Below are 20,937 nucleotides of genomic sequence, written 5' to 3'. Positions count from 1 at the left end.
CGCATCCAACTATTCATTTGGTTCACTACCAAATAAATAATTGCATGGGATGCTTTCCCTGCTAAGTTTATTTTTATGTTTTAATTTGAACTTAGTATATGTTAATATAATCCAACTGTCAACATGCTTTCAAGCATAATTTTAATTAATGACATTAATATTTAATCATGTATAAAGTAATTTCATCCCGATTGTGTGCTAGCTGTTTGGCACGCTGGACTTGGAGTCTTGCGTCCTGAAACATGCTTATAATTTCACTTATAAGTGCCATTGGCTTTTTATGCAGTAGCTTAACTGTGACAATTGCTGTACCTCCAGGCTGAAGTGCATCCAATAGGTTAATGACTAGTTTTGCTGTCCCTTTTGGACTCCAACTCATATCACACACAAGTAAATCAAATTGTCCTTCGTTAAACTTTACACTATCTGCGTTTTTTTTCAGATAAGTCAGGTTTGGTGAAGCAAGTACAGAAGGGGCCATTTTAGCTGGATCAACCGCTGTAACCTTTAATCCACGTTCTAGTAAAAAAGAAGTCCAGCCCCCAGGTGCAGCGCCAATATCAAGTGCATTGTGAAAAGAGGAAAACGGTATACCAAAGCTAACCTCAGCCTCTAATAGCTTAAATTTAGCGCGCGATACTTGCCCTTCTTCCTTTTGAAAACGAATGGCTCCACCATTCCAGTCAGACAACTGATGCCCTACTGCTTCAACGCCAGCGTACACCCCATTTTGAGCAGCAAATATTGAAATGACATAATCCGCATCTTTGACTACAAATTGTGCAGCCAAATCACTTAAACCATCCTGAATGATGGTTTTAAGCTCTGCAGGGCTATCCTGCCATACAGACTGCGCAGACTTACGAACCTGAACTACAATATTCGATTCTTTTAAAAAGCTATGCGAAGCAATAAATTGATTTAGCTCACTTATCCATGACCAAGCATCACCTGACATTTCGTCATACTCATATTCCCAACTTACAGCAAACATATGACGCAAAAAGATTGGCTCCTGTCGTTCCATAACAGCGTAGATCTCTTTAAGTTCATGCTGTAGGCTTACTAACATGACTTCCCCAGGAATAAGCATTTTTGATTTAACAGAACCAAATAAACGATGTAGTTCTTCCTGCGCATATGGAGCAAAGCCATGGTTAGATGTGCATATTAATTTCGAAAATGCTGACTCATCTATGACTTCATTTTCTAGTTGATTCAAAATTTAACCCCCAACTTCTATTTTGCTTCTTTTGCAATATCGTCCAAACGAGAAAAAGGAATTGGACCGTCATGCAAGGTAACATGCTCTGGCTTATTTTGATATAACATTTCGTACATCTTTCTTTTCCCATACATGCTGGACGTGTGCAGAAAAATTTCATTTGCATAAAGTCCCTCTCGTACCATGCCCGATACTACTTCACTCCCTGTTGGCTCTCCTGGTCCCATATCATAGTCTAAAGATAATATATCAACCTCAACCTCACGAAGTACCTGCAAGCATTCCTCTACCGATCTAACTAAAGTAAAGCCTTTAGGACATCGTCGTAAATCATCCATATACAAATGAATCAATTAAGATCTTCCCTTCCGCGGTATTAACAGTTTTGTCGCTCTCCCCAGCGTCTAACCTTTTCAATATCTTCTCTATATGTTCCATCTCTTCCAGTTCTGCTCTCGATAATCATTGGCTTAGTTCGCACCTCAGGAATGGATAAAAAGTATTCAAAGCCTTTCTCACCAACAAAACCCTCTCCTGGTCTTGCATGTCGATCCTTACGGGACAGAGCAGGGTATTGCGAGTCGTTAAAATGAATACACTTGACATCCGCCCAAAAGTTATACTCTTGAGCCTTTTGGACAAAGTTATTATCCTGATCCCCAACCCACATTCCTGATGCAAATGCATGACATGTATCCAGGCAAAACCCAACATATTCGGGTTTCTCACATAAACTACGAATTTTAGTTAATTCTTCAATGGTGATTCCCATGTCTCCATGATCACCTGCTTGATTTTCCAGTAAAAGCATAGACTTGCCCTGCCAGTTTGAAAGCACTTTATTTATACATTGTATAATATTTTGGTATCCTTGCAAGAGATTAATTCCCTTATAAATGCCAAAATGAACAATTATTCCAATTGACCCACACGCCTCACTAATTTCCAAATCATTTTTTAACGAAGCAATGGTACGATCAAACTGGTCATCCGAAGCTTTTGCCTCTACCGCTAAATTACTTGGATATGGTGTATGAATAACAGAGAGAATGTCATTCTCTCTACATATTTTTTTGCATTTTGTGGCCTCAGCTTTGTCAAAATCTTTTACAGTAAGACTTCTTGGATTTTTTGAAAAAAACTGATAGCAGTTCCCTCCCTGCTTCATCGCAGTTAATGCTGCACCTGCGAATCCAGTCCGAATACTGTGATGACCTCCTACGTACAGAGGTACATTATTTTTCATGCTGGCAGCCAGGACTATAAAACATTTTTTTACCGTTAATTTCTCCCTTTACAATGGTATCTCCACAACGTGGACATACACTGCCCTCCTCATCATAAACAACACACAAATCATTAGAACCACCTGTTAAAGTATCGCCTTGCATAAGCGGAGACTCCATGTATCCTCCTGCTTGTGTTGCTGTAATCAATACTTTTCGCATTGCATGGTATAGCTCGCGTAAATCTTCCTCATTTAAATTTTGAATTTTTACGCTTGGTCTAAGCTTTGCCTCATAAGCTATCTCATCAACATAGCAGTTGCCAATCCCGGCGATTACGTCTTGATTCGTTAACGTTGTTTTAATGCTTCCTTTACGTGATGAAATTAGCTCAATAAATTTAGCTTCTGTCATTTTTGAATGTAGTGGCTCGGGCCCTAAATGACCAAACCTTTCATCAATTTCCTTCGCCGTTAACAAATGCAAATAACCAAGTCGAAGCCCAATAAAGAACAACACTTTTTCACCAAAGGAGATTTCAATTTGTGTCGTTCGATCAAGGCGATCCTCGTCTGAACCCAAATATAGCAATCCACCTAACATAAGATGAAGCACTAAACGTCTACCGTTATCTAGGTGAAAAATTAAATGCTTCGCACGTCGTTCTATGAAAATGACATGTCTATCTTGAAGCTCTGCCTCAAATTGCTCTACACTTGTATTTATGGATTTGGGTCTATTTACAACTACTTTTGTAATTTTTTTATCTAAAATGTGTTGAGAAAGCTGTATTTTATAATTTTCCATTTCTGGTAGTTCTGGCATGTTTATCTATCCTTTCATTCACTGTCTAATTAAATCAATCACTTCGGTAAGGTCGTTGCATATCACATCTGCTTTTAAATTTGTCCTTTGTTCAAAGGATTCCAAATTTTTGACATTTGTAACCCCTGTTAATGTTAATATGGTGCCACATCCTACATTAGCACCCGCTGAAATATCTGTTAGCATATTGTCACCAATTACTGCTATTTGTTCATTTGGGAGCTGTAGCTTATGAATTGCATACTCCATTAATATGCGAGAGGGTTTTCCAATTATTGTTGGTTTTTTCCCTGTAGCTGCTTCAATGGCTGCTCCAAGTGTACCCGCCCCAGGCGCAAAACCTTCCTTCGTAGGCAACATCAGGTCTGGATTTGTCAAAATAAAGTCAGCTCCGTTGGCGATCCAGTTCATTGCTTTGCTTAACGTTTCATATGTAAAAGAACGATCAATGCCTTGAACAACTATATCTGGCTTTTCCCATTCTATCGATACATTTGCCTCGTGCAAGGCGGTCAATAGCCCCTGCTCACCTATAGGCGCAACTGTAGCAGCGGGCTTCGTTCGCTTAATATAATCCGCAGCCGCTACTGCAGAGGTACAAACTTGTTCCTGTAAGGCAGGGATACCCATTTCACGTAAATGTAATGCAACTTCCGCTGGTGTGCGTGAGGAGTTATTTGTAACAAATAAATAAGGCTTACCCCAATGATTAAGCTCATGAATCAATTGCTCCGCATGAGGTATAATACGACTCCCATGATATAAAGTTCCATCTAAATCAATTAAAAAGGCATTCCAGCTTGCCAAGGCAATCCCCCCTTATGTAGCCTATAACAGTACTATTTAATTTTGTCTATTTTGCGTCGAACACCATCGAAGCATGTACAAGAACAGTGTCATTTCCTGCGCTTTCCCGGAAAATAATTAGGGTAATAATTATAGCTCAAAATCAGCAATAATAGTTGCCAAGATGTTGATGGTTGCTACGAAATAGAGGGTTCTTCACTAATTCGGGTATTTATCAACCACTATTTACAACAACAGCGAGCTATAATTATGAGATAGCTTCAGCAGTTGTTAGGTACGATCAATTGGGTACAAGACATGTTCTTGTGCCAATTGAGAAGCGGGAAAGGTGTGCTGTGCCTCTGTGGCTAAAGCTTGTAATTGCTCTTCAGATTTATATCTTGAGCTGAAATGTGTCATGTATAGAACTTTAACGCCTGCCTCTTTTGCAGCTTGTGCCGCCTGTGTGGCAGTGCTGTGATAATAAGTGTGAGCAGTTGAAGCAAGCTCATGTAAAAAGGTAGCTTCATGCACTAATACATCTGCGCCCTTCGCTAATGTCGCTACTCCAGCACAAGGTCTTGTATCCCCTAATACCGTTACAATACGTCCCTTTTTAGGTTCACCTAAAACATCGCTTGGCTTAACAATAGTACCATCTATTGAGGTCACACATTCTCCACGTTTTAACTGACCATACTGGGGCCCAGGCTTAATCCCTAAAGAATCTAAATATGTCATATTTAACTTACCCGGTTGATCCTTTTCTACAAAACGGTAACCATAACTAGCAATCCGATGATCCAGCAGGGCTGATTCAACATAAAAACGGTCATCCTCAAAAATGGTCCCACCATCATGCTCTATAATTTCAAGCTCATAGTTTATATGAGATTGACTAATTTCAAGTGCATTTTCAATAAAAGCTTTTAAGCCATGTGGACCATATATTTGTAAAGGCGTATCACCACCTTGATAGGCACGACTCGAAATAAGCCCAGGTAACCCAAAAATGTGATCTCCATGCAAATGAGTTACAAATATTTTTTCAAGCTTACTCAGCTTTAATGGCGAACGTAAAATTTGATGTTGTGTCGCTTCTCCACAATCAATTAACCAAAACGAGCGTCTTTCTTCAAGCAAACGTAGCGCCACAGAAGTAACATTACGTTCAAGTGAAGGGACTCCTGCATTTGTACCTAAAAAATAAAGTTCCATGAACTATCATCCTTTTTAGTCAACATTCTGTAACAGATAATTTACCATTCATGATCTAGACTTCAAAACGTTCACGCTTTAGTTTATCAGAATGGAGAGCAATATAAAAGCACAGCAAAACAATCAAGCTCCCTTCAATCCATTTAAGGATCAAAAGGAGCTTTCTTTTGTTATTGCATCAGCCTAGATTTAAGCATTGTCTGCAATAATATCATGCAATTCTGATAAATGTTTAATTTCGTAATTTGGTACAATTTCATCATTGCGGATATGTCCAGTACGGTTCACCCACACTGCATGCATTCCAACGCTAAGAGAACCTTTTACATCGGTCGTTAATTTGTCACCAACCATAAGCGCTTCTTCTGGTTTTACATCTAACAGCTCAAGTGCGTGATGGAAGATGGAGGAGTCTGGTTTTCCTTTTCCGAATGTACCCGAAATAATGATGTGATCAAAATAAGGTGTTAACTCAGGCACACCATCTATTTTTTCTTGTTGCAATGAAGGACAACCATTTGTTAAAAGCAATAATTTATATTTGCCTTTTAATTCATCTAAAACTTTAAACGTTTCATTATCATATACGTAAGGGCGCTTGCGACGTTCAATACCAAATTGATCTGCAAGCTTACGAGCTAGCTCTCTATTATCCACACCACAAGCTTTAAGACCACGATGCCATGATTCCTCACGATAAATTGGGGCTAACTGCTCCAATTGACGAAATTCAGGCTGCTCTCCTGCTGAAAAATTCCCCCATAAAGCTTCAAAAGGATTAATCCCTATCATCTTTGTAAAAGCAAAGGGTTCATATGTAGCATATAGCGCTCTAGCTTCTTTACGAACTGCGGCTTCTAGCTGCGCTTCATCAACGTTTGCTTCCCGGTGTGCAGCTTGACATGTTGCTTCAAAGGCTTCCGTTACACTTTTATCGTCCCATAATAAAGTATCATCTAAGTCAAAACATACAGCCTTAATCGTCACAACACATCTTCCTCCCCAAATTATCTCGTATCTTACATATAAATATTTCTATCTTCTAAATTTTCTATTTTCTTTAAAATTTTCAAAATAAAAACTATTCTTTTACAACTTTAACTTGATGAGTGTATCCAAACTTCTCTAAACTAGCTGCCATGGCTGCAACATCAAAACGATTACGGATGCGGTTAAACGTCCATTTTGATCCTCTGCCCTTAGGCACAACAACAATCTGGTCTTTTCTAATGATAATTTTATCAATATTTGCGGCATCCACCATTAAGTCACGATTAAAACGTGAAGTATATAAGAAGTTTTTGTAAATACGAAGATATGGTTTTCTTAAAAAGATAACAAGTGACAAGAGCAAATACAAAACAATTGTAATCCAGAAAATTGCAGTGTCTGCCCCTGTTGCTTTTGTAGCTATCCCTAAGCCTCCGTATAAAATCGCAATTAAACTCAAAGTGACGGGTAGAATAATTTTTCTTCCTTTAAATACCTCGCCATCACCACGAGAGCCAATCATCGTACCTCCACCGCCGCCAGAGCCACGATTTGTAGTCACATTAATTCCTTTTTTCTTCAAACGAACTTGATTCCGTTCTACCTTCCTATCAAATGACCCCATTCATTTTCCTCCTACAAAACTTTGTTTTATTTATCAACTACCTCAATGGATTCAAGCTGCTGTCTGAAATTTTTACGAATATTTTGTAAATAAATTTCACGTAATTTAGCTCTTTCCAATAGTTCCTCTTCATTTAATCCCGACTCTTTTTGCTTACGAGCAAGCTGATTAATTCGTTCTACCAAAGCATCAATATCCATAATTTCCTCCTGTAACTTATCTTTAGCACTTCACAACAATTTAAGACGCTCATCCTTTACTTTGACACGACTAAAAGAGCTTGTCAAGGCAACTTCACCTATACTGCCCAAGCTCATTAAACTTCATTATTTTTTATGCATTTCATAACATTAAATACAATTCTTAGATTGAACTTATTCTGTCAAATTTAGTCCAATATCGGTATAGCAATAACCTCACCTGCATGTATAACACTATTTTTCATATTATTTGCCTCTTGAATGACCTGAATAAATGCTCTTGTATCCCATTTCTCTGGCTTGTATTGTGTCGCAAGCTGCCACAAAGTGTCACCCGCTTGTATGATCACCATCTCTTTTTCTATATTATTAGCCCTATCAGGTGACTCGAATGCCTTCACTGCTACAGTGCAGATTAACATAAATAGGATTGTTATCCCCAGAACCCGCCACATTCTTTTAAATCTCTTGATTTTACTTAGCTTTGTAGCAAAGTTTGAAATCTTAGTTGTGGAATTGTCCTGTGAAGCAGGCAAAGTATAAATGCTTTGATATGAACTATATTTTAACATGATCGCACCTCTTTTTTGAATGAATCGAACGAACGTTCCTGTTTTTCTATACTATATCACGAACACTTGTTTGCTTCAATACTTTTTACGAACAAATATTCTTATTTTTTCGCATGCTTTTTCACGTATAGAATAACTGGTTTTTCTCCTCTCTCTACTCAAAAAACCAAAAAAGCCTATAACAACAGTGTTTTTATATAGAACTTATGTTTGTGCGAACGAGGGTTCCATGTTATAATTTTACTAATACGTTATTTAGATGGGGTTGATTATTGTGTCAAAGGTTTCTAGCCGTCAACAGGCTATTCTTGAATTTATACGTAGTGAAGTTCGGTTAAAGGGTTATCCTCCCTCTGTTCGAGAAATTGGTGAAGCTGTAGGTTTGGCTTCTAGTTCAACTGTTCATGGTCATTTGGATCGTCTAGAGAAAAAAGGTTTTATTCGTCGGGATCCAACTAAACCAAGAGCGATTGAGCTACTTGCTCAAGAAGATGGGGATCATGATGTAAGTTTATTTGCCCATACTGTGACGCGTGTTCCAGTCATTGGTAAGGTTACTGCAGGTGTTCCTATTTTAGCTACTGAAAATATTGAAGATTATTTTCCGCTGCCTCAGCATTATAGTGGAGAAGGACAAGTTTTCATGTTGTCTGTAATGGGAAATAGTATGATTGAGGCTGGAATTCATAATGGGGATTACGTCATTGTTAGACAGCAGCATACTGCTGAAAATGGTGACATTGTTGTTGCGATGACAGAAGAAGATGAAGCTACAGTAAAAACATTTTATAAAGAACGTGATCATATTAGATTACAGCCAGAAAATCCTGATATGAGCCCAATTTTATTGAAAAATGTAAGTATTTTAGGTAAGGTTATTGGTTTGTTCCGCGACTTGCACTAATTTTAGTTAAAGTTAGTTATTAGTAAGGTATTCATTTTGTCATATTTTCTTATCCTTTTGGTCATGATAGCTATAAGAATTATCTTTTACTTAGATATTCAATCCAATGCTAAGGATATGATCAAAATGGACGAAATCAAAGAGATATTACAGAAAATTGAGGAGCTTCGCCAACAGTTAAATGCCTTTCAAGCAAAGCAATTAACCGATCCTGAGGTAATTAAAATTAGTACAGAGCTGGATCAAGTTTTAAATGAATATCAACGTATGCTCAACCAGAAAAAATTTAATTCTACTGATTAAGCATTTATCGTGATATAGTATTGATATACTTCACATCACTTCATTAAACTACATGTTTTTGGGCAGGAGGTTTTGCTATGGATATTGCTGCACTTTCTACACAGTTATCACAAGCTAATTTAAAGCAGGACGTTGGTATTTCCTTGATGAAAATGGTTAAAGATCAGACATCCGTTCAAACTCAGGCTTTAACTAAGCTTATGGAAACTAGTGCGCAACCTCATCTTGGTGGAAATGTAGATATTAAGATTTAATACAATTAGCTATTATGATAGCTATTTATTTACATAAGGTAGAAAAAGAAGGGTATCTCCCTTCTTTTTTTGCTTTTTCAGAATTATTATCGTCGTTTCTTCAGTTTCTTCTTCCAGTTTTTCCTCAACAAAACATTGTGAATGAAATTACTTTATGGGATAATTTAGGGGAATGGAGGGAAAAGCATGTTATATATATGGTTTAAAAATCTAAACCCGCTTTTGCCCACTCTCATAATCGGTCCCTTAGGATCAATTCTTGTTGGTTACTTATGTAAAAAGTTTAGCAAAAACATTTATGTAGGATTAATTATTCCTATACTCCTTCCCCTCTTATTTACTGCACAAAATTTTGCAAAGATGATTTCTTACATTGATGATTGGATAGTTTATGCTTGCTTTTATATCATCATTGCTTTGATCACCTATCGATTAACTTCACGAAGAATTAAGCCATATCAAAAAAGAAGGGTATAGCTAGATAATCATAGCACCCTCCTTCTATTGCTTATTAACCTATCGTACGAATGACTACTCTCCATTAGCAACCTCTACTCTAAACTGGTACTTCTTGCGCGAAAATTCTTTTCCTGAAATTCTAACGATGTCTGAAGTGATTAATTGCACTATGCCCCCAAAATCTTCAAAATTAACACGGTACTCCTCGTCAATCGACACGACATAAACATGTGCTTCACATATCGCCGCCGCAAATAATTCCAAATTAGTTTTAACTACTTTGTATGTGTGATTCAATGATTTCCACCTCTTTACTAAAGCAATACTATCTGTGCTGGATCGTAGCTAACAGCCTCCAGTCTTCATCAAGTACAATATCCTCAATTTAATATGAGTTCAATTCATTATATATATTTCTAGACATTAAGTCAGTACCCTTCTTCATTTTCTTTTTAATTGGTCCCTCATGTAGTCTAAGTAATTTTATTCTGACCTTTCACCCTAATATTAATATTTCGTCCAGTAATCTAAATTACTATCGCTATATTGCTTAGGTTTAGTGTAATTAGAGGTCGTACCTCCACTATTCGTACCTGCCACATTATCCCGATCCTCAACTTCCAAAACCACGATCGTACTTAAATCAGGATTATCTGGCCAAAAAATATATTGTTGCTCTACTAAACGTCGTAATCCAATGATAATTTGTGACTTATTTAACCCCATTTTATATTCTAGCTCTACCCACATCGGCATTCTATGCTTCTGACGACTAAAGTTAAACAATAAACGTAACAGCTTCCGATCCAAATCTTGAAGCACAATCATCACTCCATTCAAAATAGAACATACATTCTTATTCTAGACCTATCTCACTTCTTCTGCAATAAAAATATAAAGTGAAGCACTTGATCGCGAATAGGAACTAGATTTAATTCAACACAATCTTAAGCTTCATTTACTTCTTCATCTATAGTTGCAAAAATGATTTGCTCTATCCGCACCCATTTCCATTCTCCAATCGCTATTGCGAGCTTAATCTCTTTTTTTACGGTTTGAATCGTGGCTACAATCCCCTCTAGCTCTACTTGCTCACACTTAATAGGATTAAATATATGAAGTGTCACCTTCCTCCGCTCACGAAAGGACCGAATTATTGCACGTTCAATTTGCTCTAGCGCTTGCTCATCTAGTATCGGACAGACCTGCTGCTCATGCCGCATATAATCTTGAATAATAGCTTCCTTATGCTGTGGTAACATCATCCGACTAGATTCCCACAAGCCATTGCCTTCAAGCTTTTTACTCATTTATAATGCCCCCCAACCTTATCTGCACGATCAATCGCTTGTGCCGCAGGCATTAAACAGTTTGCTCGCAATATTGAAATTTCTCCAAAGCGATCTTTAATTTGATCCATCACCTGATCTACGGCACGCCAATGCTCCTTATCGTCAAACAACGTAAGTTGACCTATTTTGTCACAACTGAGTCCTGACAAGCTAATCGCAACGCCCCGTACAGGCTGGTGATCCCAGTGAAGATGAAACAATTTGCAAGCCGCTTCATACACCTCCTGAGTAACATTGCTTGGATCACAAAGCTTCATTTGTCGATGAAATCCTGTTCGTACATTAAAATCAGCCCCACTCACACTTAGTGCAACGGTCCCTCCTGCAACCCCCTTTTTTCTTGCTCTTCTGCAAACCTCTGTACATAAATCATGAATGACAATTTCAATATCTTTGGCATGAATATAATCTCTGGGCAACGTCATCGCATTGCCGATATCCTTTTGGATGTGATGACTTAACCTGCTTACAGGTGAATCATCGATTCCATTTGCCACACGCCAAATGACCTCTCCATTCACCCCCCAACGTCTACGTAATGTGCCTAATGAAGCTGAGGCGAGCTGCTGAATCGTTTCAATCCCCATATTTTGTAGATGTCTCTCCATGCGTGAGCCAATCCCCCACATCCCTCTAATCGGTTTATTACCAATATACTGGTGCATTTCCTCCTTATTTAAAATGAAAATACCATCCGCCGTTTTTTTGGCAACGAGATCACAAGCTAGCTTACTAACTACCTTGTTTTCGCCAATTCCAAGTCGGGCAAATATTTGAGTATCCTGTAAAATATGTGCTTGAATTTTTTTAGCTAAGGCATACGCATCCCCATTATAAAAATGGAGTGATCCCGTCACATCTGCAAATACCTCATCAATGCTGTAAGGCTCAACCAAATCGGTATAGAACTCAATAATATGCTTAATCTCCATCGACTTCGCAATGTATTGCTCCATATGAGGGCGAACAATAACAAGGTCTGGGCATTTCTGTAATGCCTGCCATAACGGCTCCGCTGTTGTCACCCCATAGGCTTTGGCTAAAGGACAAGCTGCCAAAATAATCCCTGATCTACGTGCGGGATCCCCTGCTACAACAAGAGGTAAGTCTCGATATTGTGGGTATTTTGCCTTCTCCACACTAGCATAAAAGCTTTGCATATCAATCAGCATGATCGTACGTTTCTTTGTTGTCATATCTATCCTCCAGTTCAAATATACGAACACCTATTTGTATTATATGCGAACATTTGTTCTTTATTCAATGGAAGAATCGACCACTTGGTTTAGGCTTGAACATGTAGACCATGATTATGATTGACATCAAAAAAAATCCAACCACATTAGAAGCAACATGGCTGGACTCTTGCTAGAACTTTCTGTCAGCTTATTCCTGAAGCTGATTATAGGATATTAATCGATGAATATGCACGGCAAGATAAGTAAGCTCCTCATTTGGAATCGTTACCTCGTTAAGCTGGTGGATGTACCCTTTTACTTTAAAGGCAATATCCATCGCTTCAGGATAAAGATTAGCAATTTGCTTAAATAAAATATCATCCTTCGCATCTAACAATTTATGCGCATAAAAGCGTTCCACAAAAAACTTCACATGCGTAATAAAACGAGTGTAATGAATGTTGTCGTGATCCAAATCAAGGTTCAACGAATACCTGATCAAATTAACAATGCTCCCAATCATTTTGGCTACCTTCATCGCATCCTGTGACTCTTTTTTTTCGCTCTGAGCATTAATTAAATGGAAGGCGATATTGGCTGCCTCTTCTTTGGGCAAGCTAATCTCTAATTTTTCATTCATTAGCTTCAAGGCAAATTGTCCAATTGCAAATTCCTCAGCGTAATAATTTTTAATTTCCCAATACACTTTATTTGTAATATTAATTTGTTTATTGAAGCGTTCTACTGCAAAGCTAAGATGATCCATCAGCGTAAAATAGATACCTGTATTTAGCTTCGTTTGAAGCTGTTCCTCTGCATAGACAACAATTTGCTGGGTTAGCTCAACATAGACAGGGGCAATGGCATTTAGCAAGCCAAGATATTGCTTAATTTTAATATGCTCGACTGGAACAAACATTTGATCCGCCTGATCCTCTAGCACAATATCTCCAGTTTTTTGCCCATATCCAATCCCTTTTCCAAACAAAATATATTCCTTTTGATCCTGATCCTCCACGAGTACAACACTAGAATTGAGAACCTTTTTAATCTTGATCACCGCAATCACCTTCCTTCAAGAAAGAACTTGCACTAATCTAAATCTTCTCCATTGCTTTCAATTACTTTTTTATACCAATAGAAGGAATCCTTACGGCTACGTGACAACGTTCCATTACCTTCATCATCTTGATCGACGTAAATAAAACCATAACGTTTAGACATCTGTGAGGTTGAAGCACTAATAAGATCGATACAGCCCCAGCTTGTATAGCCAAACAAATCAACGCCCGCCTCTACCGCTTCCTTCATTTGCTGCAAATGTGCTCTAAAATAATCAATCCGATAATGATCATGAATAGAACCATCCGGCTCCACCTGATCCACTGCGCCCATGCCATTTTCCACAATAATTAACGGCTTCTTATAGCGATCGTATAGTTCAATCAATGAAATTTTTAAGCCAACAGGATCGATTTGCCAGCCCCATTCCGTAGAAGGCAAGTAAGGATTTTTAACCCCCATAATCGTGTTGCCGGAAGTACGTTCTAGCCCCTCCTTCGCAGATTCTGTCAATGACATGTAGTAGCTAAACGAAACATAATCCACCGTGTGTTGTTTTAAAATTTCCCGATCGTTAGGCTCCATATGAATATGAATGTTTTTTTGCTCTAGCATACGTTCAATTAAAACTGGATACTCTCCAAATACCTGTACGTCAGCGTAAAAATAGTTATGAAGATTTCTTTGCAGGGTCACTGCAACGTCTTCTGGGTTACAGGTGTTAGGATACGTAGTTAACTTGGTCAACATACAGCCCACTTGGCTGCCTGGTATAATTTCATGGCAATCCTTCGTAACTAATGCTGAGGCTACAAATTGATGATGAAGTGCTTGATAGACAACCGTTTCCTCTTTGCCCTCAGGACAACGATCAGGCACAATCCCCGCCGTCGTAAATGGATGACGATGAATGCTATCAATCTCGTTAAAGGTTAGCCAATATTTCACTAGATCCTTATAGCGTAAAAAGCAAACCTTGCTAAATTTCACGAAGCAATCAACAACTTTTCGCTCCACCCAGCCATTATATTTCACACTTAATGCTAACGGCATTTCATAGTGAGATAAGGTGACAATCGGTTCAATATTAAGTCTCTTCATTTCAGTAAATAAGTCAAAATAAAACTGTAACCCCTTCTCATTGGGCTCCGCTTCCTCTCCTGTTGGGAAAATGCGACTCCATGCAATCGATACACGTAACGCCTTAAAGCCCATTTCGGCAAATAACGCCAAGTCCTCCTTGTAACGATGGTAGAAATCAATCCCTCTACGCTTAGGGTAGTTTTTATCACTTGTATCCTGTATCGCGACTTCAATCGCTTTAGACGAGATCGCTTGGTGACCTTCATAATCCTCTACATCTACATTTGGCTTGTACAAACCAACATCAGCGACAGAGAGTCCTTTTCCGTCTATATTCCATGCACCTTCCGCCTGATTGGCGGCGATAGCGCCACCCCACAAAAATGTTTTTGAAAAGCCTTTACTCATTTTTTTCTCCCCCTTTAGTCGTTATCGTCATCACAGTATCTGTATTGCCTACTTCACGTTTAGAGAGGTGTAGTGGTTCCACCTGAGCGTCATAATCATCTTTACTTGATACAACCATAATAGTAACAGGATCATATCCCGCTTCTATAATTTTATCTATTTCAAACTTTAACAGTAGCTCACCTGCTTTGACGATATCTCCCGCTTTGACGACGGGTTCAAAATATTTTCCCTGCAATCTAACCGTATCAATCCCAACATGAAACAGTAATTCACAACCATTTTCCATTTTCATCGCAATGGCATGACTTCGGTTGTAGACCACTGCGATCTGTCCATCGACAGGTGCATACAATTCGCCTTTGGACGGAATAATCGCAACCCCCTCGCCCATCGCCTTACTTGAAAACACCTCATCATTTACATCAGCTATTAAAATTTGCTGACCGATAATTGGACTTTTAATTTCTTGTACTTCTTGTGCTTTTTGCGTCTTTTGTTGCACGGTATTTGTAGCCATCTGTTGGTTTTGGTTTTTACCCTTACGATCCTTACCAAAAATAAGCAAGATAATAAATGGAGCAACGAAGGAAATAATGAGTCCAATAAAAGCATTAATAATATTTTGAGGCAAGCTTTCTGATACAAACATCGACATGCTTGCTAGGCCTGGTCCTACTAATACATACACTTCTACTCCAACAATTCCAATAAAAGCTCCGCCAATTAAAGAACCAATCATGACGCTGCCTAGCACTTTTTTATTTTGTAAGGTGACCCCATACAAGGCTGGCTCTGTAATCCCAAACAAGGCAGAGATACCTGCGGATATGGCTGTGGAACGAAGTTCCTTATCCTTTGTACGAATCGCAACGGCAAAACAAGCGCCACTTTCTGCAATATTATGAGCTAAGGAAGCCGGTAAATATAATAATTCTTTGCCTGTGGAAGTAATAGATGTAATCGCATATGGTAATAATGCTTTGTGCATCCCAACAGAGACCATAAACGGTAAAACAGCAGCTAAGAGTGCAGTCGCTACCCATCCCACCTTACTAAACAGCATTACAATCACAGATGAAAAGCCTTCGCCTAGCGTATAACCAAGTGGTCCTAATAACAACAAAGAAATCGGCACTGTAATGACTAATGACATCATCGGTACAAAGAAAATCCGAATCGCTTTAGGCGAAATACGAGTAAATAACTTTTCTAGCTGAGCATATAAAAGGATCGTTAGAATTGCCGGAAAAACTTGATACGCATAAGAAATGTTTTTAATTGGGAAGCCAAACAACATTGCGCCTTCTGTTATCATGGCTGTTACCTTCGGCAACATTAAGGCTCCTACCGCAGATAAAGCAACAAGCTGATTCACCTTTAACTTTTTAGCAGTTGTAACCGCTACCAACAATGGGATGTAGTATAGTGGCGCATCCCCAATTTGGAATAAAAGCTGATAGGTTTGCCCGCTCGGATCCATCCATTTCATTAATCCTAAAAGTAACAGAACCGATTTTAAAATCCCTCCACCCGCAATCGCTGGAATAAGCGGAGAAAAGATACTAGTAATAAAATCTAGCAAAACACTTCCGATATTTTTTTTGGAACTCGTTGAGCTGGATGTACTTGTTGAGGTTGAAGCCTCAGACAAATGCGCCATGCCCCCTAACAACTCAATAATTTGATCGTATACTTCTACGACATCGTTACCAATAACAACCTGGCATTGACCTATCATTTTTACAGCAATTACACCTGGAACACGTTGTAAATGGTCTACATCCACTTTGCTATAATCATGCAGTGAAAATCTTAATCGTGTAGAACAATGCTCAAGCTGCGAGATATTCTGTTTTCCACCTACATGCTTCAACACTTCAGATGCAGTAAGCTTATAATCCATTTGTCATTCTCCTTTGCTGTAAGCATATGCTGGAAAAAGGGTACAAAAAAAGGACCTAAAACGACAAAATAAGCTTTTGTCCATTTTAGATCCTGCCTGCTTTACCAGTCACATGTCTAAGTTATTTAATTAAGGCTAGTATAGTTTATAATTATGAAAGCGTCAACATTTTCAAAAAAATAAATTTATGATTATTTAAAAGTAAGGAGATTAAACGTTACAGAACTGTTGAGTAATGGGCATTTTCCTTCAAAATATGATATATTAAATTCGGCTCAATCTTGAAATTAATGCTTGACCAATAATCCATATTTCTTCTAAATAGAGCCTTTATTTTAAATAAAAAAATTAAATCTAATAAAAAGGAGTCTAACATGAACATACTAAAAGATTACATTGCCGCAACCAATACACACGATTTTGAAGAAGTAAGGAAAATACTCCACCCTAATGCGAAGTATTTTTTTACGAGTCAAACCTGTACAAATCACCAGGAGATTAAAGCTTTTTTTGAAAATGCATGGGAAACTGTAAAAGAGGAAAATTACGAAGCTAGAGATGTAGAATGGCTACACCAAGGAAGCGAATCTGCTACCTGCACCTATACATATTTTTATGAAGGCTATATTAATGGGAATTATGCCAGTGGATATGGCAGAGCAACCAATGTGTTTGTGAAGGAAGGAGACAACTGGCTGTTGATTCATGAGCATTTAAGTGCAATGCCGATCGCAGTTGAAACCAAGTAATTTAAAACATGACCTCGTTAGGTGAGGCTCCTATACAAACATAGGCCACTGCCCGGAAATATCGAAAGATGCCAATGGGTAGAACAGGAACTGTCGGAATAAGGCTTTTCTTAAGGTGGCTAAGTGTTTAACCCTTTACGTTGTATAGTGCCAAAACTCGGACTAAGGGGATAAAACGTTTTTTTGTGCGCTTTTTCAACCCTCTAGCCTAGGCTAGGGGGTTTTTGATTTGAAACTAAAAGGAGGGAAGCATGTCCATGGACAGTAGGCCCAGTTGCCAAACACATATATTAAATAACTTCCGTACAAAGAGCATTCCAAGCTATATACGTCTAATCCGTATCCTTGTAGGGCGTGTTTCCTATACCTTGTCCCTCCCTCTTCTTTAAAGAAACAAGAGCTATTCGTAAGCTTAAATTCAAGCAATGACTTACTGAAGCAGAAGTAGTTCAAAAATTACTTGTTATGTCGGGTCTCTTGTTAGGCATTGGCGCGTTAGGAGATCGAATTGGTCATAAACGTATTTTTATGAACGGTCTACTGGTATTTGGTGCAGCTTCCCTTGCAGCAGCCCTTTCCTCAAGCCCGGAAATGTTAATAGTAGGTAGAATATTTTTAGCAGTTGGCGCTGCTATGATGATGCCTGCCACACTTTCAATTATTCGTATTAATTTCAAGGATGAAAAAGAGAGAAACTTTGCAATTGGAGTATGGGGTTCTGTTTTCTCTGGTGGTGCAGGTTTGGGCCCGATTGTCGGGGGCGCTTTGCTTGAACACTTTCATTGGGGTGCCGTTTTCTTAATAAATGTGCCAATTGTAGTCATTGCCTTTTTCTTGTCGTTTAAATTTGTCCCTAAAGATGAAGGCCATTCAAACAAGAAATGGGATTGGTTTGGATCTATTCAAATTATGATAGGTCTTATCGGCGTGATCTTCGCAATTAAAGAAGCTACAATGAGAAATGGACATATTGGAGTCGCTATTTTATCCGTAGTTATTGGGACCACTGCAATGGTGTTATTTTACAGAAGACAAAAACGAATGGGTAGCCCACTAATTGATTTTAAATTATTCAGAAACGAACGTTTCTTAGGAGGGATGTTAGGGGCAATATTTCTCACATTTGCATTGGTTGGGACTCAACTGATTTTTACTCAGCGATATCAGTTAGTTTTAGGTTATTCTCCGCTCAAATCTGCACTGTTCATGCTTGCGATCCCTGTGTCATCCTTTATTTCTGGGCTTGCAATAGGCTACTTTCTACACAAGTTTTCAGTATTACGTACTCTGCTTATCACAATATCTCTTTCTGCCGTGGGCATGGTATGCTACTTAGCTTCACTAAATCAAGGCACTTTATTTGAAGTCTTCTCTTTGGCCTTGCTAGGTGCTGGTTTAGGAGCTTCAGGAGTTTTATCTTCTAATGCAATAATGAACAATGTGCCGGTAGATAAGGCAGGTATGGCGGCATCCACTGAAGAAGTATCGTATGAAGTAGGTGGCGTATTAGGTGTAGGTATTCTTGGAAGTCTATTGGCATTCTTTTACACACGCGGCTTTGTTCCAGTGAATGGACTCTCTCAGACAATGGGAGTGGACAGTTTGGATGAAGCGCTAATAGCTTCTGAAAAGCTCCCGACTCAACAAGCAGCTTTACTAGTCGATCATGCTAAAGAGGCTTTTAATTATGCTTTTAATTCGGTGAGTATTATTTCGACGGGAGTGATAATTGTTGGAGGATTGAGTATCGCTTATTTAATGATTAAGGAGCGTAAAAAAGAAAAAGTTGGACTAAAAAGCTAAATATCAGATAAAGATAGTTTAACGACGCGACACAGACCATGTGTCGTGTTTGCTATATAAGTTAGTTGTTAGAAACAATATTGAAAACCTGAAGTTGTTTTGCAGAATAGCCTCAGGTTTTTTAGAACTTAATTCATGGCTTAATGCTTTCCTAAAAACTGCGTGATCTCCTCCATATACCCCTTTGCTGTTATACTTCTTGGCGCAAATAAAAAGGTTAATGCTGTTTTCCACTCCGAGCCTGCAATTGAGGTTGGCAACATTGAATGCTCTGTGTTAGGGAATACTTTTATATGAAGCAACGAATCAGGGGAAATTTTTGCACGATATACCTGTTCCGTTTCTTTAATGTCTACATTCACATCATCCTTCCCAAGCAATAACAGCACTGGTGTTTTTAAATTAGCTAAATCTGCTGTAACATCGGCATTAATGTTTTTAACTACGAAGTTCCACCGTTCCTTAGACATCACATCATCCTTATGCGCAAGCTTCGTATATTCCTCATATGAACCTTTCTTATCTAACAACACTTTAATCTCATTTTCATACGTCACTTGCTTCTCAATTTCTTCTGAGCTATAGCCGTCCTTTTTCATTTGACTGCGTGTATTATATTCTCCTTGCGTACGCCAATTAATTGCAGGTGAAACTAAAATGCTAAAAGCTAATTTTTCCTTGCCTGCAAGCTTAGGAATAACCCAACCTGCTTGGCTAGCGCCCCATACCCCCATTTTGGTATCATCGATCATCGGCTGTTTTTTTGCCCATGCCAATGCTTGCTGCGCTTCGACAACCCGATCATCAATACTTTGATCTAACCAATTTCCTTCTGAGCCGTTAATCCCTCGTTTATTTAATGACAACGAAGCATAACCTTGCTTAGCTAGCGCTTCCCATAACGGTTTGTAGCCTTCACTATGTGTTGCATCAATAGCACCGTCGCCATGAATAAATAAAACCAAACCTAACTTCCCCGTAAACTGTTTAGGCAAAGCAAGTGTACCTGTCAACTTGCCTTGTGGAGCATCAATTTCTATTGACTGTTCTACAATGTTAAACGTACTTTGCTGTAAAATATAAAGGCCTATCCCCATAAATAAAAACAATGTAACGAGAACTGAAATCCATATTTTTTTTCTTTTAAGCATAAAGTTCTCCTTTGCGGGTCATGTAGTGCCATCTCTTTTCACCTAGCAATAAGCCTGTGAGCAAGCTGCTATCACAATCTTGTTGGCAAAATTGAAAACGTTCATATAGCTGAATCGCTTTATGATTATGGCTTGCAACATGTAGACTAAGATAAGTCATTCCGGCAGATTGCTGCATGAATTGGTGAGCCCATTGCAGTAGCTGTTTCCCGATCCCCTTACCTTGATGCTGAGGGTGAACCACTAAATCCTCAATGTAGCATTCCTCTACTTTAGGACTGTGCTGAAGCAGGTACAATCCTGTGATCAATTTAAATAATTTCCAATTGCCAATGCTATTGCATTTACTCCACCAGCTAGAATCAATAGATTGATTAGGTTCATCAAATCCATCAAATCCATTAGATTCATTAGATTCATTAGATTTTATCCACTTCCATTTTATACACATGGTGCCTACCACCTCTCCCTGCTGCCTAGCTACAACACGCAAGCTGTTAGGCTCCTGAGGCAAATAATAAAGTAATTGTGTAAAAGCAGAGCCTAATTCCTCTATAGAAAGGGATGCTAAATTTTCAATTTTATATCCAAACCCATATGCCATTAATTGGCCTACAGATGGATAAAGCGCAGGCTGAACTGGCTCTATAGTCATAAA

Annotated in this window: 24 protein-coding genes and 1 riboswitch; of the genes, 5 read left to right on the top strand and 19 right to left on the bottom strand. The window is 38.6% G+C overall.

Annotated features, from left to right (window positions below):
* Positions 1 to 154: 154 nt before the first annotated feature.
* The 10 genes from ABE099_RS05910 to yneA form a co-directional block, all read right to left on the bottom strand.
* Positions 155 to 1,222, bottom strand: a complete 1,068-nt coding sequence (locus ABE099_RS05910; RefSeq protein WP_430028296.1) for an SAM-dependent methyltransferase — start codon at positions 1,220 to 1,222, stop codon at positions 155 to 157.
* Positions 1,223 to 1,239: 17 nt separating this feature from the next.
* Positions 1,240 to 1,563 carry a cyclic-phosphate processing receiver domain-containing protein gene (locus ABE099_RS05905; protein WP_430028294.1) on the bottom strand — a complete coding sequence of 108 codons (324 nt, stop codon included), beginning with the start codon at positions 1,561 to 1,563 and terminating at the stop codon, positions 1,240 to 1,242.
* A 38-nt stretch (positions 1,564 to 1,601) separates the two neighbouring features.
* Complete coding sequence (locus ABE099_RS05900) at positions 1,602 to 2,471, bottom strand: deoxyribonuclease IV (RefSeq protein ID WP_430028291.1); 870 nt, start codon at positions 2,469 to 2,471, stop codon at positions 1,602 to 1,604.
* Entirely contained in the window at positions 2,461 to 3,276 is an 816-nt protein-coding gene (locus tag ABE099_RS05895; protein ID WP_430028289.1) for an Fpg/Nei family DNA glycosylase, read from the bottom strand. The genes ABE099_RS05900 and ABE099_RS05895 overlap by 11 nt, the downstream gene beginning before the upstream one ends.
* Before the next feature lie 18 nt (positions 3,277 to 3,294).
* Positions 3,295 to 4,083 carry a TIGR01457 family HAD-type hydrolase gene (locus ABE099_RS05890; RefSeq protein ID WP_430028287.1) on the bottom strand — a complete coding sequence of 263 codons (789 nt, stop codon included), beginning with the start codon at positions 4,081 to 4,083 and terminating at the stop codon, positions 3,295 to 3,297.
* A 270-nt stretch (positions 4,084 to 4,353) separates the two neighbouring features.
* Complete coding sequence (rnz, locus tag ABE099_RS05885) at positions 4,354 to 5,280, bottom strand: ribonuclease Z (protein WP_430028285.1); 927 nt, start codon at positions 5,278 to 5,280, stop codon at positions 4,354 to 4,356.
* Positions 5,281 to 5,469: 189 nt separating this feature from the next.
* The gene (locus ABE099_RS05880; RefSeq protein WP_430028283.1) at positions 5,470 to 6,267 is read right to left on the bottom strand and encodes an HAD family hydrolase; all 798 of its coding nucleotides are present in this window, start codon (positions 6,265 to 6,267) and stop codon (positions 5,470 to 5,472) included.
* Between the two features lie 94 nt (positions 6,268 to 6,361).
* Positions 6,362 to 6,895 (bottom strand): hypothetical protein, encoded by a 534-nt coding sequence (locus ABE099_RS05875; protein WP_430028280.1) that lies wholly within the window; start codon positions 6,893 to 6,895, stop codon positions 6,362 to 6,364.
* Positions 6,896 to 6,921: 26 nt separating this feature from the next.
* Positions 6,922 to 7,095, bottom strand: a complete 174-nt coding sequence (locus ABE099_RS05870; protein WP_210090613.1) for a DUF896 domain-containing protein — start codon at positions 7,093 to 7,095, stop codon at positions 6,922 to 6,924.
* Positions 7,096 to 7,283: 188 nt separating this feature from the next.
* Positions 7,284 to 7,667 (bottom strand): cell division suppressor protein YneA, encoded by a 384-nt coding sequence (yneA, locus tag ABE099_RS05865; RefSeq protein ID WP_430028278.1) that lies wholly within the window; start codon positions 7,665 to 7,667, stop codon positions 7,284 to 7,286.
* A gap of 274 nt (positions 7,668 to 7,941) precedes the next feature.
* Here yneA and lexA point away from each other — a divergent pair, with 274 nt between their 5' ends.
* From lexA to ABE099_RS05850, 3 genes are all read left to right on the top strand, one after another.
* Complete coding sequence (lexA, locus tag ABE099_RS05860; RefSeq protein WP_210090615.1) at positions 7,942 to 8,571, top strand: transcriptional repressor LexA; 630 nt, start codon at positions 7,942 to 7,944, stop codon at positions 8,569 to 8,571.
* Positions 8,572 to 8,634: 63 nt separating this feature from the next.
* On the top strand, positions 8,635 to 8,874 hold the full coding sequence (locus tag ABE099_RS05855; RefSeq protein ID WP_430028274.1) for a Spo0E family sporulation regulatory protein-aspartic acid phosphatase: 240 nt from the start codon (positions 8,635 to 8,637) through the stop codon (positions 8,872 to 8,874).
* A 77-nt stretch (positions 8,875 to 8,951) separates the two neighbouring features.
* Entirely contained in the window at positions 8,952 to 9,128 is a 177-nt protein-coding gene (locus tag ABE099_RS05850; protein ID WP_210090617.1) for a YjfB family protein, read from the top strand.
* Between the two features lie 531 nt (positions 9,129 to 9,659).
* Here ABE099_RS05850 and ABE099_RS05845 read toward each other — a convergent pair.
* From ABE099_RS05845 to ABE099_RS05815, 7 genes are all read right to left on the bottom strand, one after another.
* Positions 9,660 to 9,884 (bottom strand): hypothetical protein, encoded by a 225-nt coding sequence (locus tag ABE099_RS05845; protein ID WP_430028272.1) that lies wholly within the window; start codon positions 9,882 to 9,884, stop codon positions 9,660 to 9,662.
* Between the two features lie 210 nt (positions 9,885 to 10,094).
* Positions 10,095 to 10,427 (bottom strand): hypothetical protein, encoded by a 333-nt coding sequence (locus ABE099_RS05840; RefSeq protein ID WP_430028270.1) that lies wholly within the window; start codon positions 10,425 to 10,427, stop codon positions 10,095 to 10,097.
* 107 nt (positions 10,428 to 10,534) lie between these two features.
* A complete protein-coding gene (locus tag ABE099_RS05835) occupies positions 10,535 to 10,897 on the bottom strand; it encodes a YolD-like family protein (protein WP_430028268.1) in 363 nt (120 codons plus the stop codon).
* On the bottom strand, positions 10,894 to 12,135 hold the full coding sequence (locus ABE099_RS05830) for a DNA polymerase IV (protein WP_430028265.1): 1,242 nt from the start codon (positions 12,133 to 12,135) through the stop codon (positions 10,894 to 10,896). Before ABE099_RS05830 ends, ABE099_RS05835 begins: the two co-directional genes overlap by 4 nt.
* Positions 12,136 to 12,325: 190 nt before the next feature.
* Positions 12,326 to 13,177, bottom strand: coding sequence for a PRD domain-containing protein (locus ABE099_RS05825; protein ID WP_430028263.1), 852 nt, complete (start codon positions 13,175 to 13,177; stop codon positions 12,326 to 12,328).
* Between the two features lie 32 nt (positions 13,178 to 13,209).
* Complete coding sequence (locus tag ABE099_RS05820) at positions 13,210 to 14,670, bottom strand: glycoside hydrolase family 1 protein (protein WP_430028260.1); 1,461 nt, start codon at positions 14,668 to 14,670, stop codon at positions 13,210 to 13,212.
* On the bottom strand, positions 14,663 to 16,576 hold the full coding sequence (locus ABE099_RS05815; protein WP_430028257.1) for a beta-glucoside-specific PTS transporter subunit IIABC: 1,914 nt from the start codon (positions 16,574 to 16,576) through the stop codon (positions 14,663 to 14,665). The genes ABE099_RS05820 and ABE099_RS05815 overlap by 8 nt, the downstream gene beginning before the upstream one ends.
* A gap of 374 nt (positions 16,577 to 16,950) precedes the next feature.
* Between ABE099_RS05815 and ABE099_RS05810 the strand changes: the two genes are divergently transcribed.
* Complete coding sequence (locus tag ABE099_RS05810; RefSeq protein WP_430028255.1) at positions 16,951 to 17,325, top strand: YybH family protein; 375 nt, start codon at positions 16,951 to 16,953, stop codon at positions 17,323 to 17,325.
* Between the two features lie 6 nt (positions 17,326 to 17,331).
* Positions 17,332 to 17,501, top strand: a riboswitch (M-box (ykoK) riboswitch).
* Positions 17,502 to 17,802: 301 nt separating this feature from the next.
* Complete coding sequence (locus tag ABE099_RS05805; RefSeq protein ID WP_430028253.1) at positions 17,803 to 19,128, top strand: MFS transporter; 1,326 nt, start codon at positions 17,803 to 17,805, stop codon at positions 19,126 to 19,128.
* A 140-nt stretch (positions 19,129 to 19,268) separates the two neighbouring features.
* Here the strand turns inward: ABE099_RS05805 and ABE099_RS05800 are convergent, their stop codons facing one another.
* Both ABE099_RS05800 and ABE099_RS05795 read right to left on the bottom strand, forming a co-directional pair.
* The gene (locus ABE099_RS05800) at positions 19,269 to 20,279 is read right to left on the bottom strand and encodes an alpha/beta hydrolase family protein (RefSeq protein WP_430028251.1); all 1,011 of its coding nucleotides are present in this window, start codon (positions 20,277 to 20,279) and stop codon (positions 19,269 to 19,271) included.
* On the bottom strand, positions 20,272 to 20,934 hold the full coding sequence (locus ABE099_RS05795) for a GNAT family N-acetyltransferase (protein WP_430028248.1): 663 nt from the start codon (positions 20,932 to 20,934) through the stop codon (positions 20,272 to 20,274). The genes ABE099_RS05800 and ABE099_RS05795 overlap by 8 nt, the downstream gene beginning before the upstream one ends.
* Positions 20,935 to 20,937: the final 3 nt, after the last annotated feature.

Origin of the sequence: Paenibacillus turicensis (genome assembly GCF_050461185.1) — a bacterium.
GTDB lineage: Bacteria > Bacillota > Bacilli > Paenibacillales > Paenibacillaceae > Fontibacillus > Fontibacillus turicensis_A.
The sequence above is the reverse complement of the archived record's forward strand: the minus strand, read 5'-3'. Positions and strand labels throughout refer to the sequence as shown.